We start from the raw sequence: 16,273 nt of genomic DNA on the forward strand, positions 1-16,273 counted from the left end.
TTTTGCTGAAAACTTTTTGATCCCCCCGCCTCACGGGCTTTGAAAGAAGAGCGCACACATTGCCCTCGACTTTTGTTGCACAACATAGAATACAAACTTTTACCGGCAGGGGCTCTGTTAGAATGCCCGCCAAATCAACGATTAAATACAACGGGGCCTAAAATGCCCGTAAAATCAATTAAAGGAGGCTCAAATGATGCCAAAAACTGTTTATTATAAGCAAAATAACGGGCAACTGAGCAAATCACCACCACGTCATTTGGGCCCAATTGCTGCTGCTTGTTGGCGTCAAATTGTTCCATATCTGATTTCAACTGGAAAAGTTGAACGGATTGATTCTCACGTGGTGGAGCGCTATTGCATTGCTTACGAAACATACCGCAAGTGTTATGACGATATCTTACAAAATGGTGAGAAAATCGAGATCATTAAAGACGTTCAAGACAACACCGGCAAGGTGATTGATAAGGTAACCACTAGAATTCAAGCAAACCCGATGGAGCGATTAAAGAAGGATGCATCTGCTGAAATGACAGAGCTTGGTCAACAACTTGGATTGTCACCAAAATCACGTCAAGAGTTGCAAGAACTAGCTGGTGAAAAGAAAGAGAAGAAATCAACTGCTCAGCAGCTACAGCAATTCTTTAACAAGAACAAGGGTGGTGATAACTAGTGAAAATTGATTTAACTAAAACGCATGACGTTAATAGTGCTTATGAATCTATTGATTGGTCTGATATTCGATCAAAATACCGCGATGCAGGTACAAAATACGCCTTTGATGTTATGGATAATAAGATAGTTACTGGTTATCACATCAAACTTGCTTGCTTTCGTCATTTGAGAGATCTTCAACGTCAAGATACGGACGTTTTTCCTTATCACTATGATGTGGACGAAGCTAACCGCATCTTGCTCTTTGCATCTGTTTGTCCTGAAATGGCAACACATAAACCTGTTAAACTACTTGCTTGGCAGAAATTCATTCTGACACAGCTGGTTGGATGGCGGAACAATCTTGGTGATAAGCGTTTTACAACGGCTATTATTTCAGTTGCTCGTCATAACGGGAAGACTTACTTAATGTCAATTATTACTGTTTACAGTGTGCTGATTGAAGCGATGAACGAAAGCTCACAAGACTTTCTGGTTAGTTCTATTAACTACAAACAAACTAGCAAGTTGTTTGGCTATGTTAAAAGCATGTTGCTATACCTTCACCAGACAGAACCTTGGGGCTCTTTGATGGATGACTTGGGAATTAGCTTGCAGACGTTACGCTCACAAGCTGACCAGATTGCTTTGTCAAATACTGGTGGTTTTATTCGTGCTATTACCTATAAATCAGGGCAATACGACTCATTCCATTTTAAAACAGCAATACTTGATGAAGCTGGTGATCCTGAAGTTTCCGATGATACAAAGATCAACAAAATTACATCAGGTCAAGCGCTTGGTGTTAAGTCAAAGCAATTTATTCAGATTTCAACTGCTTATCCTGACGCGTTGGTTCCGTTCCACTTGGATGAGAAGCGTGTCATTCAATCAATGGAGCAAGATTATAAGCGTGATGCAGATACTTATTTGGTGCTTGATTGGTCACAAGATGACGAAAACGAAATGTATAAGCCCGAAACTTGGGAGAAATCAAACCCGTTACTTGCAATGAAAGGCCAGCGCGATTCGTTCATGTATGACTTGAACGATCAAAAGAACAAAGCCGAGTTGAAAGGCATTGTTAACGACTTTCAGAACAAAACTATGAACGTCTGGACGCAACAAAGTGCTGATAGTTTCCTAAAATATGCTGATATTCAAAAGGCAAAACTTGATCACTTCGACATCCGCGGTCATCAAGTCTACGTTGGGTTTGACTATTCAATGGCAAGTGATAACACCGGTATTGGTTTTGTCATCCCTTATACGGATGAACACGGAACTCAGCGCTTCTATGCTTGGCAACACAGCTTCATCCCTTGGCAACAAGCCGGATCTATTGAAGCTAAGGAAAAGCAAGACGGTATGAATTATCGAGAGCTTGCTAAAAAAGGATTCTGTACCATCACTAGTCATCAAGAAGGGTTAATCAACCCCGACCAGGTTTACTCCTGGCTGACGGATTACATTGAACAAAACAATTTAAACGTTGTTTTCTTTGGATATGACTCAATGGGTGTTAATAGAATCATTAAAGCGTTGGAACTAAACACAGATTATCCATTGGAACCAATTAGACAACGTACTAGTGAATTAAAAGATCCAACCAAGTATTTACAAAGGCTGTTTGTTGAAGGAAACATCTCCATTCCAGATGATCCTGTGTTAGAAAAAGCTTTAACCAACGCTCAAATTTACGAAGATAAGATTGGTATTCAAGTATCGAAAGCAGCCGCAACGTTTAAGATTGATGTTGTTGATGCTTTGATTGATGCTTTATATCAAGGAATGTATCACTTTGAAGATTATGGATACACCAACGACAAGAGCCATCAAGTAGAAAGAATGACGGCTCAACAGGTTAAAGATTGGTTTCATAGTCAAGAAAGTGGGTTGTTAGATGATGATTAAAACACTTTTAAAATCAATTTGGCGTTATTTTGACGTCATATGTATAGTTGCCGCAATGGTCTTTGCCGTTTGCGGTTTTTTCTTGCTTAATTTTATTGCTGGAATCTTTTCAGTGGCGGGCGCCTTGTTAATCTTGGCGCTTTTATCGGAACTGATTGCCAGTTCAATCAACAGAAAGGGGTGATAATCTTTGCCATTGATTAAATTTAATCGTGGTGGTCGTAATAGTCCACCAAATGGAGGTGCGTTAAGCATTGCCAGTGATCAAGACATTCTTCATTTCTTGGACCCACAAGGAAAAAGCAAGTATGTTGATGCATCCACGGCTATAAAGAACTCTGATATTTATTCTATCGTTTTCCAACTATCATCTGATTTGGCTAATGGGACGTTGAAAGCTTCTCAGCCACGAGCTCAAGGCATTCTTGATAATCCTAGTTCAACATCAAATGCTCATGCATTTTGGCAGTCAATGTATATTCAGCTGTTACTCGGCGGTGAGGCATTTGCCTATCGTTGGCGTAATCGTAATGGAACAGACAAGACATGGGAATATTTACGGCCGTCACAAGTTCAGCCGTTCTTGTTAGAAAATGGCAACGGGCTGATTTATAACATCAATTTTGACGAACCAAATGTTGGGATTATGGAGGCTGTACCACAAACAAACGTCATTCATATCCGGTTAGCATCACAAAACGGCGGAAAGACAGGAATTAGTCCACTTCAAAGCCTAGTTAATGAGCTACAAATCAAGGATAAATCTGATGAATTGACGTTATCAGCACTCGCACGTTCTCTTATTGCACCTGGTGTCTTAAAGATCCAGGGTGGAGGTCTTCTAAATGCTAAAGAAAAAGCCTCACGGTCTCGTCAATTTATGAAACAGAGCGAATCGTCCAAAAACGGTCCAATTGTGCTGGACGACTTGGAAGATTACACACCTCTTGAAATTAAGAGCAACGTGGCTCAGCTTTTGAGTCAAGTTAGCTGGACATCAGCCCAAATTGCTAAGGTTTACGGTGTGTCTGACGCCATGTTGAACGGTACAGGTGACCAACAATCATCTGTTGATATGATTGCAGGTCAATATATCCGGTCACTTAATAGGTTTGCATCTGCGATTGAAAGCGAATTGAGGAATAAACTTGGCTCTAACGTTCATCTTGACTTGCGGTCTTCCATCGATCCGTTGGGTGATAGTCTTGCTTCTCGGATTGATACACTGCAAAAAGATGGAACATTAGCTCAAAACCAGGCTCAATATGTTCTCAAACAGTTTGGTTACTTACCTGATGACTTACCGGAAGCTAAAGTTACTCAAACACAAGCTAAACCGGTTCAAGTAATCTCAACGAAAGGGGGTGCTGATAGTGAAGAAGATGACGATTAATGGCGACATTGTCGATGATGACACAGCTTGGATGTACAACTTCTTTGGTATGAGTTGTACTTCACCAAAATCTGTCCGGGATGTGTTACAAGATTCTGACGATGACGAAACCACACCTGAAGACTTGACTGTTGATATTTCTTCTGGTGGTGGTGATGTTTTCGCTGGTAGTGAAATTTATACGCTGTTACGTAATTATGATGGAAAAGTTGTGGTTAACGTTTACGGTATGGCTGCATCTGCTGCTTCTGTTATTGCAATGGCAGGGGATGAAGTCAACATGTCACCGACTGCTCAAATGATGATTCATAAAGCGTGGTCTGTAAATCAAGGAAACGCTGATGATCATGCGCACGAAGCAAAAGTGTTGGATTCAATCGACCAATCAATTGTTAATGCGTATGTTGATAAGACCGGTCTAAAGCGTGATGACATTTTACAGATGATGCAAAATGAAACGTGGATGACCGCTCAAGAAGCCGTTGATAAAGGATTTGCAAATGGCATTATGTTCCACAATGATGATGACGATGAAGACGACACAGACGATCACGAGGATGCTTTACAGGTCGCCGCTGCTACTCACAGCATTCCTAAAAAGGACGCGGTTAAGAAGTTTATGATGTTACTGCATAGTGATAAATCTAAGGAAACTGTAAAGAAACAACAAAACAACTCACAAAATAAGCCAACTTCTTTATATGACAAGAAGCTGGCTTTGCTTTTAAACAAAAACATTACTGAAAAGGAGAATTAATTATGGATATTAACACTTTAAATGATGCTTGGGTTAACGCTGGTCAGCAAGTATCTGACTTAGACAACCAACTTAACACTGCTTTGGTTGATGATTCTTTTGACCAAGAAAAGTTTGCTAGCTTGAAGACTAAGCGTGATAACGCTAAGACTCGTCGGGATGCTTTGAAGGACCAATTAGACGAAGCACGGGCTGTAGAAGTTCAAAACATGAAGGAATCAGATAAGAAGCCACTAAACAACAAGGAAAAGAGCGTTGAAGCTAAGTTTGTTGAAGGTTTCAAGAACATGGTCACTTCAGGTACGACTGGCAAGGGTAACGGTGGATTAACTATCCCAACTGACATTCAATACGCTATTAACAAGCTTGTTCGTCAGTTCGCTAGTTTGCAAAACTTGGTCAATGTTGAATCTGTTTCAACCACTACCGGTCAACGGACTTATGAAAAGATTTCAGACATTACGCCAATGGTCGACCTTGACGACGAAACTGCTGCTATTCCTGATATGGATGACCCTGAATTAACTCTTATCAAGTACGCAATTCACCGTTATGCAGCTATTCAAACGGTTACTAATAGCCTGTTGAAGGACTCAGTTGAAAACATCTTAGCATGGTTATCTGACTGGGTTGCTAAGAAGGTTACGGTTACTCGGAACGCTAAGATCATTGACGCCATGGGTAAGCCATCAGCTAAGCCAACGATTGCAAGCTTTGATGACATCAAGGACTTAGAAAATAACACTCTTGACCCTGCAATTGAAACTACTTCAAGCTTCGTTACTAACCAATCTGGTTTTAACGTTTTGAGCAAGGTTAAGGATGCTGAAGGTCGTTACATGATCCAACCAGATGTTACTCAACCGGACGTTTACCGTATCGGTGGAAAGAATATCACTGTTGTAGCTGACAAATGGTTACCTGATATTAAGGGTGCTCATCCGCTTTACTTCGGTGATTTCAAGCAAGGTATTACGTTATTCGACCGTGAACACATGTCATTGCTTTCCACTAACATTGGTGCTGGTTCGTTTGAACATGACTTAACCAAGGTACGTGTTATTGACCGGTTCGATGTTGAAGTTATCGACGACGGTGCATGGGCAACTGCTTCATTCAAGACGGTTGCAAACCAAGCACCAACTACGGCTGACGCTTCTGGCAAGACCGACACTGCTAAGTAATCGAGGTGTGAACGATGAGTGACAACAACGTAGATCCACGAGTTCAGCAAGTCCGTGACAACATGCTATATCTTGACGATGATAGCGATGATAAGTTGCTGTCACTTTACGTCAACGCAGCAGACCGTTATGTACGTAATGCGATTGGTACTGATTTAGATGGATTTTATGACAACGAAGAAGTGAAACCGCTCTTTACTGAAGCGGTTCTTTCTTTAGCTGCCACTTTTTATCAGAATCGGCTAGCAATTTCTGCTGTACCAACCTATAAGGTTGATTTAACGGTTAATAGCGTTATTGCTCAACTTCGTGGTGTATATGCAACGATGAGCGACGACAACGATAACTAAAAATGTAATTCAAAGAACTACCCGGAATGAAGTAACGAAGTGATTAAGTCCGCACTGGTTCTATAGTATCTCTAAAACCTCAGCGCCTCCGCGGGGATGCTAAACGTTTTACATTTTGAGGACAAGGCGTGTGATAAGGAGGAATTTGATGGCACGTTCAGGTAAATTATATCGCCAAACGTACCAATTCCGTCACGTTGGCGAGTTTGGGGTGTCAAAATCAATGTTAGATCCAAACACTGGAGCTAATATTCCCAAATTTCAAGCTGTCAAGCGTCTGCATTTTGCACGAAAGAAGCAAACTTTATCTGAGAAGGCACAGGTTGCTGGAACAGAATATGCTGATAGCATTGTTATCACTATTCGGCACAACAAAGCCTTGGCAGAAATGAAATCATTATTTGCCGAAATCAATGGTGATGTCTACGAGGTTATCAGCTATTCCGTTGATGATGATAGCTATGATTCTGTTGATTTGCTGACGTTAAAGCACACTGAAAAGATTGCGGGGTGACGGTCTTGGCTGATTTTGAGAACACGCTTGGCGAGAAGTTGAGAGCCTGGGTTGATACAGATTTGGCTAAAAAGACGTCTAAGATGACTCTAGCTGACAAAACCCGGATCACAACGGCACAAGCGGAAGTATACAAAAAAGGTCTGACTGACTTAACTAACCAGGAACACCGGACAACCCACGACGATAAAGTGTTTGGACACGCTGCTGATGACATCCACATGGCACCGCTTGGAATGGGCGGAGCTAAGGATGTTAATGAGCTGAACGGGACAATGCTGGTTGGTTGGGGAAAGCATTATCACGCAAAAAACATGCAGTTCATCAATGATGGAACCAAGCATGTCACTGGTGACCATTTTGTCACCAACTACTACAATGACTCGGCGATTCATTCAGCCATGAAGGCGGCTGGTGAAGAAGCCTGGCGCGAAATTTTGAACAGAAAGGACTGATAGTGATGGCATTAGCTGTAGTTGACGCTAAAAACGTTATTGAGACCGCCAAAATCGACGGAATAGATGCTGTTTATACTATCAATCTTCCTGCTGAAGAAGTTGAAAATGTCAATCAGACTTTGGTTTTAATCACTGATGCTAACACAAATTTGGGTGGCTATGGTTCTAATCATTTCAACACGTTAAGACGAGAGGTTGAGGTGCAAGTCTTCTATGCTTTGCATCCCTCTGTAAGTGTTGATAATGTGGAGGTTTCATTGTATCGAGCATTTGAAAATGCTGGTTGGGAAATTGGTGAAACTCATGGCCACACCTACGATCCAGAGACGCATCAGCTGACCGTAACGATGTATTTATATCAAACAAAAGTAGTAAATGATTAAAAAGGAGGACAAACAATATGTCTCTTGAAGGTTTAAAGAAGGTTGTATTCCATACACCAAGTGGCACGTATGAAGTTGGCCGTGGTGACAACGGTGCCACTGATGTTGAATTTAAGGATCTTGATGGAGCTTTGAACGACGTTTGGGGTTCTGATATCAAGCAAGCAACGTATAAGGGTAGCGCTAAAACTAGTGCAACCGTAACGGTTAATGGTATTTCACTCCCATTGTTAGGTGAAATTGTTGGATGGAAGAAAACATCGGACAATGTTTATGTTCCACAAAATGATGCAAAGCTTCCAGTTGTTGGATTACTTGCTATTACGCACTTGTTCAACACTAATATGGATCGTTGCGTATTTATTCCGTCTGCTAATGCCACTTACACTAAGTTGAGCTTGAAGACTAACACTGATAAGAAGAATCTAGCCACGGTTGCTATCGACTTTAGTGCTATTCAAGATGATAAGCTTGGTGGATTGTCTGGATTTAAGGACGTTCCAAGTGGTGATGCTTCATCTGTTTACACTTTGTTAGGTTGGGACGAACCAAAACAAGATATTGAAGCAGGTGCAGACAACGGCACTGTTGCTGACAAGGCACAGTAATAAATATCAATCAGTCCATGATTTAGCTTTTAGTTTAGGAGGTTTTATAAATGAAACATACTGTTCACGTATCAGTTTTAAATAAGGATTATGAAGTTCAAGGACGTACTATTGACGCTTACCATGCGCTTGAGTATCAAAAGGCACAATCACAGATTCAAGCCGACACCATGCGTCAAAGCTTAAAGAAGTCTGAAAGTGTTATAGATGACGCTCAGAATGCTGTTGGTGTTTATGAATCTGGGATGAAGATGATCAAGGGTCAACTTGACTTCATTCAGAACATGCTTGATTTGTCAGATGCCGACGCTAAGAAGCTATGGAATCTCGGGAGTATTGAACGCCAAGTTCTAGTTCAAGAAATTCTTGGCTACGCTGAAGGGAAATCAGAAGAACAAGTTGAGGCTGATATTCAAGATTTAAAAAGCAACCTTGAAGAACAAACCGAAGCATCGAACGAAAGCGGAAATAAAAAAGCTACTAAATAAGCTAGATGACCAAATCATGGACTATGACATCATGTTGAAGCGGTCACTAGCGGCCGAACATGAGGCCATTAAAGAGTTCGGCTGGTCGCTAGAAACGTATGAAAATACTGATTTGAAGCGATTAAACGCTGTTATAACAGCGGAACGTCAGGAATCAGCTGATAGTGAAACATCGGGAATGACTAAATACTAGTCACCCGTCTTTATTTTTTAAAGAAAGGAGGAGAATGTATGGCTGTTGATATGATAATGGCTACTCAGATTGGAGTAGACGTTAGCCCGGCCAAGCGAGCGCTAAACAACTTAAAAAGCAGTATTAATATTGTTGATCGTTCAAGTCAAACATTGTATAACTCGCTAAAATCAGCCGGTGATATGACGGGTGCTTGGTCTAGTCGTGTTAATGGCTTGAATACGGTTTTAGACCGTGAAAAGGAAGTTATTAGCCAGCTTCGTGATCGTCAAGCCTCTTTGCTGGAAATTGCAAAGAATAAAGACGAAGAAGAGAAAGCGGCACGTGAAAATATCGAACGTGTCACTCAGGAAATGAACGAAGAAGCCAAGGCCAATGGTCGGACAAGTGATAAGTACAAAGAGCTACGTGAACAACTCAAGCAGTACAACACGGAATTACGTACTATCACTAATGTTGGTACTAAGTTGGAAACCACTAACCGTCAACTTGGTATTCAAGAAGCTAAGCTCCAGCGTGATACTCAACGTTGGAATGATGCCAAACGTCAATTGGATTATTACAGTAGCGGTCTTGGCGACTTAAAAAAGCAGTATAACAAAATCAATCAAGCCACTGATGTCCATGTTCAACGTTTGCAAGCTGAAGGACGACAAGCAGAAGCTACGACTACTCGTTATGATGGCCTTAAAAATCAACTAGACAACCTCCGTCAGCAATACAAATTGGAAGAATCAGCATTAAATCAAATTGCTGATAAATCTAGCGAAGCTTACAATAAACAAAAAGTTTCACTAGATAAAACTGCTACATCAATCGCCAAGACTAAGGAACAGATGCTGGGGATGTCCTCAACAGTCTCACGACTTCAACCAACCGGGGTTGATCGTGTTGATCGTGCTTTAGTGCGTGTAAAAGACAATGCAAACATTGTTAAAACTCGCCTGGGTTCAGCATTTCAAAGTGTTAAATCTACAGCTATTACTGCAACTCCAGCCGTTGCTGGTATCGGCGCTGCGTTAGGTAAAGGTGCTGTTGAAGCCACTAACCTTCAAAACAGCTATCAACAAACAAAGAACTTGCTCATAACGGGCGGTGAACAATCAGCCGAAGCCATCCGTAATGTCAATCAGATGCAAAAGGACGGTCAACAGTACAGTGTCCAGTATGGTATCTCACAAAAAGAGATTGCCGATGCTTACCAAGAATTGACTAAACGTGGTTACACGTCTTCTCAATCGTTGGGTGCTATGAAAACCATGATGCAGGCTTCTGTTGCATCTGGTGAACCATTGACTGATGTTGTTAATAATTCGACTGCCGCCTTGGAAGCCTTTGGACTTAAAGCTGATGGCACAGCTCAAATGATGCGTAACACCAAGCAGGCTGTTAACGAAATGGCCTCTGCTGCTGATCTGACGGCCACTGACTTCAATTCGATGGGTATTGCAATGGAATATGCTGGACCGCAAGCCCACACACTTGGATATAGTGTTGGTGAAACTGCTTCAGCGATCGGTATTCTTTCTAACAATGGTCTTGAAGCTGACAAAGCTGGTACTGGTTTACGTCAAGTTCTTAACTCTTTGATTGCTCCAACTGCTGGTGCTAAGAAGCAATTGAAAGCCATTGGGTTGTCAACTAAAGACTTTACAGATAAAGCTGGAAAAATGAAGCCGATTAATGAAATCATGGCGGAGTTGAACCAGCACACCAGTAATCTTAATGCTCAGCAAAAAGGTGCCTTGTTCAAGGCAATTTTCGGGTCAACTGGTGAATCAGCTGCCTTAATTCTTGCTAAAAACAGTCAACAACTTGGTGATTTGAACAAGAAGGTTCAGAACTCGTACAAAGGCCAAGGCTATGTTGCTAAGTTGGCTGAAAAGAATACGGGATCAGCTAAAGTTTCATTTAATCAATTTAAAGAAGCAGCTAATGCGGTTGCAATGACGCTAGGTAAACAGCTTTTACCTTCGCTAAGAGATGGCGCTGTTGCAATGGCTAAGTTCTTTAACTCAAAGCAAGGTCAACAGGATTTGAAGGCACTAGCTAATGGTGTTCGTAATTTTGCTCAACAAACCGAACACGTAATCCAGTTTATGATTCAACACCAGCAAGCTGTTAAGACGTTTGGAAGAATCTTTATTAGTGCTTTTGCCTTAACTAAAGCGATTACAACACTTGCATCTCTCAAACGAAGCTTAGGTATTTTAGTGCCGAGTCTTAACAAGGTCAATTTGACAGGTAAGGCGTTACAACTAGTATTCCGAGGCCTTGGTGTTGCTATCCGATTTATGTTTGCTAATCCAATTGGTATTGCAATTACGGCTATCACAGCTTTGTCGGTTGGCTTCTATGAGTTGTACAAGCATAATACGAAATTCCGTAACTTTGTAAACGGAATTGGACGTGCTATTAGTCAAGGATTTGGTGCCGCTATTAACTGGATTAAAAAGAATTGGGGCAATCTTGCTTTAATGATCGTCAATCCAGTTGCTGGCGGTTTGAAGATGCTATATGACAACGTTCCCGGCTTTAGAAAATGGGCTAACGGTGTTGGTGGACATGTCAAACACGCTTTTAATACTGTTAAAACACACGCTCACTCCGTTGTTACAACGGTCGGCAATTTCTTTACTAAGGACATCCCCAATGCGATTACTGGAGCATGGGGCGCTTTAAAGAGTGCTGCTAATAAGGTGGTTCATGCTTTGCTTGAGCCACTGAACGGCGGACTTAAAAAGCTAGAAGGCGTCTGGAATAAGATGGCTGGAAAGTTACACGTTGGTGAAATTCATGCTTCATTGCCTGGATTTGCTAACGGTACTGGTCCAATTGACCGTGACCAACTAGCTATTGTTAACGATTCTAAGACCGACCACTGGCGTGAATTAATGTTTTATCAGAACCGGCTTTTTGCCTTTCCTAACCAACGTGACTTTATGACACTTTTGCCAAAGGGTGCTGAAATCATTAACGGGGATGACGCTCACAAGCTGATGCCTGGTTATGCTAACGGTACAAGTTCCGGAATGCAAGCACTTATGAATTGGGCTTCTGGTATCAATGATTACGGTTCTGCAATCCATACAATCGAACTTAGAGAGCTTTCAAAGAAGCTAACTAAGCAGATGAACGACCGGATCCAAAAGATTTGGGAGAAAGAGATGGATGCAATTGAAGCTCGTGACGAATCAGGTACTGACGAAGATTGGTATAAGTATAATCGTCAAGTTCAAGGTTACGAAGCTCTGATTGATAAAGCACATGCTTGGAAGAAGAGCAACATGGATGCTGCTTTGAGAGGCGTTCCAATGTTTGCCAACGGCGGTTTAGCTACTGCTCCAGGTATTGTCGGTGAAGCTGGCTATCCTGAAATGGTTGTTCCTCTAGCGGATGGTCAAGAAGGTAATGCATTTAATGAGCTTGCAGGAATTATTGATCATTACAGAACAGGTAAGCCAACCTCTGGAAATGCTTCAACTGAGCAACTTGTTAATGAAGTGCGTGGCTTGAAAGAAGCCTTGTTAGGTGCTCTTACGAAGATTAACGAAGCTCAAGGAACACAAATCAGTGCTACACGAGGAATCCAAGGTTACGACAAAGATGTTGCTATTCGTGATAATACGGAAGCAATGCACAACGCCGCAACCTTTGGAATGACGTATTAAAGAAAAGAGGATTGAAATTTAATGGCAGGTTTAGCAGATTTGTTCGGACACATGAACGATAACGAGCGATTACATCTGGCTATATATCGGGATTGGGGAGGCTTGAACTCTCATAATTCGTGGTGGGATAACCATGACACTGCACAAATGGTGGATATTGAGTCTTTGTTTCCTGATTTACGTTTCTTAGATTATGAGATCAACCCGGTTATTAACAATTCTTTCACCAATGATGCTGGAATTGATGGTTCTAGTTGGCAATATAATTCGGCTGGACAATCAACCCTAACGTTACATTTCTGGTTACATTTTGACTCATATTATGACTTCTTAGATAAAAAGCGTGATATTCAAAATTATTTTACTAGTAAGGCAGCCTTTGAGCTGTCTTTTAGTAATCATGATATTATTCACGCACGCTGTTACACAAGTAAGTGTGATATGACACTAAAAGATCAAGGGACGCATGACCTGTTGTTTGATGTTGAGATGATTAATGCTCTGGGCTTGTGGTTCACAAACCCAACCAGCTTGTTACAGAAACGTTGGAAGAGTGATTGGCTGTATGACTTGCACATGGCCGTTGGTGTTAGTCATCCTGACTGGAGCTTAAAACCAGGCACAAACAACATCTACATCCCCGAAGGTGTGAGAATCCAAATGACCAATCCAAACATGGAGCTTGGAATCAAAATTTACGGTGCAAGTGGTTCAATATCAATCAATAACGAAACGACCGGCACCGAATTATCAGCCAAAGGAGACGGTGTGATCGGCAATTTGACTTGGTACAATCTCAATCTAAAGAACTCAGTCGGTGAGCCAATTAACCAATATTCAAATTCACGTGATTTCTGGCTGGATCCCGGTGTTAACAAAATTACTTTAACTGGTGCTTCTGGTGGATACGTTGATACGCGTTTCTTCTTCGCAGCACCATAGAAAGGAGAGAGCTAATTGAACAACAAAACAAATACTTCATCAATTTTGTTTAGTGATACGTGTGATTATCTTAAAGTTCGACAAGAAATGGACGGAAACACACGACTTAAAAAGCCTTTGATATATGTTCTTGACTCGGCAACTCGTCAATCAACAACTGTCAACTATAAAGACAATCAAGAGTTCTCTATCAGCTTTCAAGTCTACAATAACAGCCATCCTGGATTTAAGGCCTTGAACGTTGGAAACGTTATCTTGTTTGGTGGGAATGAATTTAAGATTACTTCTTTTACTAAGCAAGTTAACGGTGCCGCTAACGCTTCTGTCACAGCTAATCAACTTGTCAATGTTGACTTTCAAAATGTTGTTCAACCGCGAAAGTTAAACTATGCAACTACTGGAACTGGTTCTGCTGATAATGACAACAAAAACGTTGCGTATCTTGATTTGCAAGGTCTCATTGATTGGTTCAAAAAGGGCGTTGATATGCAAGGCTTCACTTTCAAAACACACGGATACTTTCCAACTCGTCCAATATCTGATGCTGGAAAATGGGATGGCAAGCAATTGTTAACGTCAATTAAAACTGTTTGGCCTGGAACAGTAATTGTTGGGAATAAAAAAGAAATCAACATTTATGGCTTCCAGGAAGAACGTGACGATCACGGTAACTTACAAAACGTTATTGATACTGAAACAGGTGAACGTGTTGATGCAATGTTAAACGCGCGTTCAGTCTCTATCACACGTGACATTTCAACGTTATGTAATGCAATTGAGGTACAGTCTGCCAGTTATACTGTCAATAATGACAATGACGATGAGACGACTGAAGAGCAAGAATTAACGTTTGACCAATATTATTACTTCCAAAACCACATTGCTTACTCCAAAGAGTCTGTTGACAATTGGGGCTTCCATCCAGCAAAACAAGCGCTAGCTAACAATTTCACTGATGCAGATGCTGCTGATGATGCAGCGCGTGAAGCAATGGTTACCGAACCAACGGTATCAATCACCGGAACGATTGACCGACCGGGTGATAGTTACACCATCCCCGCAATTCACGGAAAGTACACTGTTGGTTTGAGTCAAGAAAACGAAACATACCACGTCATGCTGGTTGGCTTTACTGCTCATCCGTTCGACTCTTCAACCGGTACTTCTGTAACATACTCTAACTTAGAGCCTGGTATTCTTGACGTAATAAGTAAAATCACTGTTCACGATCAAGAAATGTCACCAGTTGTCAAACAGATTAAAGATGCCATTGATAACGATGAGATTAACGATGTTAGTGATATTGGAAAAGATGAAGGAACTGATACATATCACAAACGCAAGCTGCGTAACACCGATAAAACCAAGCATCGTAAGAGTGATGATGGGAAGGCCGCCAAAGAACTTCTTAAAGCACTCGTGAAAAAAGTGAGTACCATGAGGGCACACTTGCCGATCAGTGACCGAAAAACAAACGCCCACATTAGTAAATATGGTGGATTGACGTTAAACGAAAAGAACAAATCGTGGAACATTCGTATAACTGATGATGATCACTTGAAAGATTTACGTGATGGAACATGGCAACAACAAACAGATGAAGATCCTGGAGATGAGGATGATTCTGAATGGCGTCACCTTTTAAAGGCCGACTATCACCATTACGATTGGGACTGGATCAATAAAGAAGGACATCAAAGTTATTACACACAATCTGATTGGTACTTGGGACAGATGGCGTTTTGCAATTCGGGACTAATCACCACAACTTCCCCGACGTTCACTCTTAGAGCAAATGTAACTGATGATGACTATATTCCAGATTTTTCTAATGATGATGGAATGGGATTTAAGAAAAACAAAAACGGTGGAACGTTAAGACGTGTGTGGAAAACGGATAAAAAGGACCCAACACTCCACACCATTGATGATGCAAGCCCTGAACAACCTGGTGAGTTAGCTGGGTTGCAAGTTGGAAGAATTCACGTAAACCGAATGCCAACACCAACTGACGGATACAAACAAGGGGATGTTATATGTCATCGGATTGCGTATAAGAACAGCTATACATTTTCAAAGCTCAGCATGAAGAAGGACGTCAAGTCGCTCTCAAAAAGTAAAGCATTGAATACAATTCTTAATACGGATATTGCAGAGTATCAGTATAAGCACGATGATACCCACGAAAAGCACGCATCTGTAATTATTGATGATGTTCATGATAAACCACAATGGAAAACACCAAAAGCTTTTATTGCAGATAATGGTGCTGGTGGTGGTCGTAAAGATGACGTCACGGTTGGCTATCTTGTTAAAGCAGTGCAAGCTTTACAAGACCAAATCAACGATCTCAAAGATGAAAATAAAGACTTAAAAAAGCAACTTAACGACTTGAAAGGTTAGGCTGCTTTTTGCTTTAAAGAGGTTTTTACAATGAACGATTTAGAAGATTTCAGCAAGCACATTGACGATTTTAATTATCGTTGTCTTGCAATTAAAAAGAAGATTTTAAGAGTGTTTTCAATCAATGTAAATTTTGAACCAGTCAATGCTGAAAAGCCACGTTATTACAACAGTCGACTTCGTGCATATGTTCGTGAGTCTCAATATGGTGTTATTCGTGGCTTTAACAACTTATCAAAGCAGTTGCAACAATTACGGCTAGCACCACCGGTCTTACTATATGACAATGCCGACTGGTCAACAGTAGACCAGGCTTTAAAGCAGATTGAAAACAAAGTTAACAAATACTAGGAAGGAGGAA

At 41.1% G+C, this 16,273-nt stretch carries 17 protein-coding genes; all 17 read left to right on the plus strand.

Annotated elements, in window-relative coordinates; genetic code table 11:
• Positions 1 to 193 precede the first annotated feature (193 nt).
• Positions 194 to 673, plus strand: a complete 480-nt coding sequence (locus NFR46_RS05080) for a phage terminase small subunit P27 family (RefSeq protein WP_251575267.1) — start codon at positions 194 to 196, stop codon at positions 671 to 673.
• Positions 673 to 2,568 (plus strand): terminase large subunit, encoded by a 1,896-nt coding sequence (locus tag NFR46_RS05085; RefSeq protein WP_251575269.1) that lies wholly within the window; start codon positions 673 to 675, stop codon positions 2,566 to 2,568. Before NFR46_RS05080 ends, NFR46_RS05085 begins: the two co-directional genes overlap by 1 nt.
• Positions 2,558 to 2,752: a DUF1056 family protein gene (locus tag NFR46_RS05090; protein ID WP_251575270.1), complete on the plus strand. Its 195-nt coding sequence runs from the start codon at positions 2,558 to 2,560 to the stop codon at positions 2,750 to 2,752. The genes NFR46_RS05085 and NFR46_RS05090 overlap by 11 nt, the downstream gene beginning before the upstream one ends.
• A 6-nt stretch (positions 2,753 to 2,758) precedes the next feature.
• On the plus strand, positions 2,759 to 3,961 hold the full coding sequence (locus NFR46_RS05095; RefSeq protein ID WP_251575272.1) for a phage portal protein: 1,203 nt from the start codon (positions 2,759 to 2,761) through the stop codon (positions 3,959 to 3,961).
• On the plus strand, positions 3,939 to 4,718 hold the full coding sequence (locus NFR46_RS05100) for a head maturation protease, ClpP-related (protein ID WP_251575457.1): 780 nt from the start codon (positions 3,939 to 3,941) through the stop codon (positions 4,716 to 4,718). The genes NFR46_RS05095 and NFR46_RS05100 overlap by 23 nt, the downstream gene beginning before the upstream one ends.
• 2 nt (positions 4,719 to 4,720) lie before the next feature.
• Positions 4,721 to 5,902 carry a phage major capsid protein gene (locus NFR46_RS05105; protein WP_251575273.1) on the plus strand — a complete coding sequence of 394 codons (1,182 nt, stop codon included), beginning with the start codon at positions 4,721 to 4,723 and terminating at the stop codon, positions 5,900 to 5,902.
• 14 nt (positions 5,903 to 5,916) lie between these two features.
• Positions 5,917 to 6,252 (plus strand): head-tail connector protein, encoded by a 336-nt coding sequence (locus NFR46_RS05110; protein ID WP_251575275.1) that lies wholly within the window; start codon positions 5,917 to 5,919, stop codon positions 6,250 to 6,252.
• A gap of 148 nt (positions 6,253 to 6,400) precedes the next feature.
• On the plus strand, positions 6,401 to 6,766 hold the full coding sequence (locus NFR46_RS05115; RefSeq protein ID WP_251575276.1) for a phage head closure protein: 366 nt from the start codon (positions 6,401 to 6,403) through the stop codon (positions 6,764 to 6,766).
• Between the two features lie 5 nt (positions 6,767 to 6,771).
• Positions 6,772 to 7,221 carry a hypothetical protein gene (locus tag NFR46_RS05120; RefSeq protein WP_251575277.1) on the plus strand — a complete coding sequence of 150 codons (450 nt, stop codon included), beginning with the start codon at positions 6,772 to 6,774 and terminating at the stop codon, positions 7,219 to 7,221.
• A gap of 5 nt (positions 7,222 to 7,226) precedes the next feature.
• Positions 7,227 to 7,607, plus strand: a complete 381-nt coding sequence (locus NFR46_RS05125) for a DUF806 family protein (RefSeq protein WP_251575279.1) — start codon at positions 7,227 to 7,229, stop codon at positions 7,605 to 7,607.
• Between the two features lie 17 nt (positions 7,608 to 7,624).
• Entirely contained in the window at positions 7,625 to 8,215 is a 591-nt protein-coding gene (locus NFR46_RS05130) for a phage tail protein (protein WP_251575280.1), read from the plus strand.
• Between the two features lie 50 nt (positions 8,216 to 8,265).
• On the plus strand, positions 8,266 to 8,703 hold the full coding sequence (locus NFR46_RS05135; RefSeq protein ID WP_251575281.1) for a hypothetical protein: 438 nt from the start codon (positions 8,266 to 8,268) through the stop codon (positions 8,701 to 8,703).
• A 16-nt stretch (positions 8,704 to 8,719) separates the two neighbouring features.
• Complete coding sequence (locus NFR46_RS05140) at positions 8,720 to 8,896, plus strand: hypothetical protein (protein ID WP_251575283.1); 177 nt, start codon at positions 8,720 to 8,722, stop codon at positions 8,894 to 8,896.
• A 38-nt stretch (positions 8,897 to 8,934) separates the two neighbouring features.
• Positions 8,935 to 12,567 carry a phage tail tape measure protein gene (locus NFR46_RS05145; protein ID WP_251575285.1) on the plus strand — a complete coding sequence of 1,211 codons (3,633 nt, stop codon included), beginning with the start codon at positions 8,935 to 8,937 and terminating at the stop codon, positions 12,565 to 12,567.
• A 102-nt stretch (positions 12,568 to 12,669) separates the two neighbouring features.
• Positions 12,670 to 13,509: a phage tail domain-containing protein gene (locus tag NFR46_RS05150; protein ID WP_251575288.1), complete on the plus strand. Its 840-nt coding sequence runs from the start codon at positions 12,670 to 12,672 to the stop codon at positions 13,507 to 13,509.
• Positions 13,510 to 13,524: 15 nt separating this feature from the next.
• Positions 13,525 to 15,912: a bZIP transcription factor gene (locus tag NFR46_RS05155; RefSeq protein WP_251575289.1), complete on the plus strand. Its 2,388-nt coding sequence runs from the start codon at positions 13,525 to 13,527 to the stop codon at positions 15,910 to 15,912.
• A gap of 30 nt (positions 15,913 to 15,942) precedes the next feature.
• Positions 15,943 to 16,263: a hypothetical protein gene (locus NFR46_RS05160; protein ID WP_251575290.1), complete on the plus strand. Its 321-nt coding sequence runs from the start codon at positions 15,943 to 15,945 to the stop codon at positions 16,261 to 16,263.
• Positions 16,264 to 16,273 lie beyond the last annotated feature (10 nt).

Origin of the sequence: Limosilactobacillus agrestimuris, assembly GCF_943193105.1 — a bacterium.
GTDB lineage: Bacteria > Bacillota > Bacilli > Lactobacillales > Lactobacillaceae > Limosilactobacillus > Limosilactobacillus agrestimuris.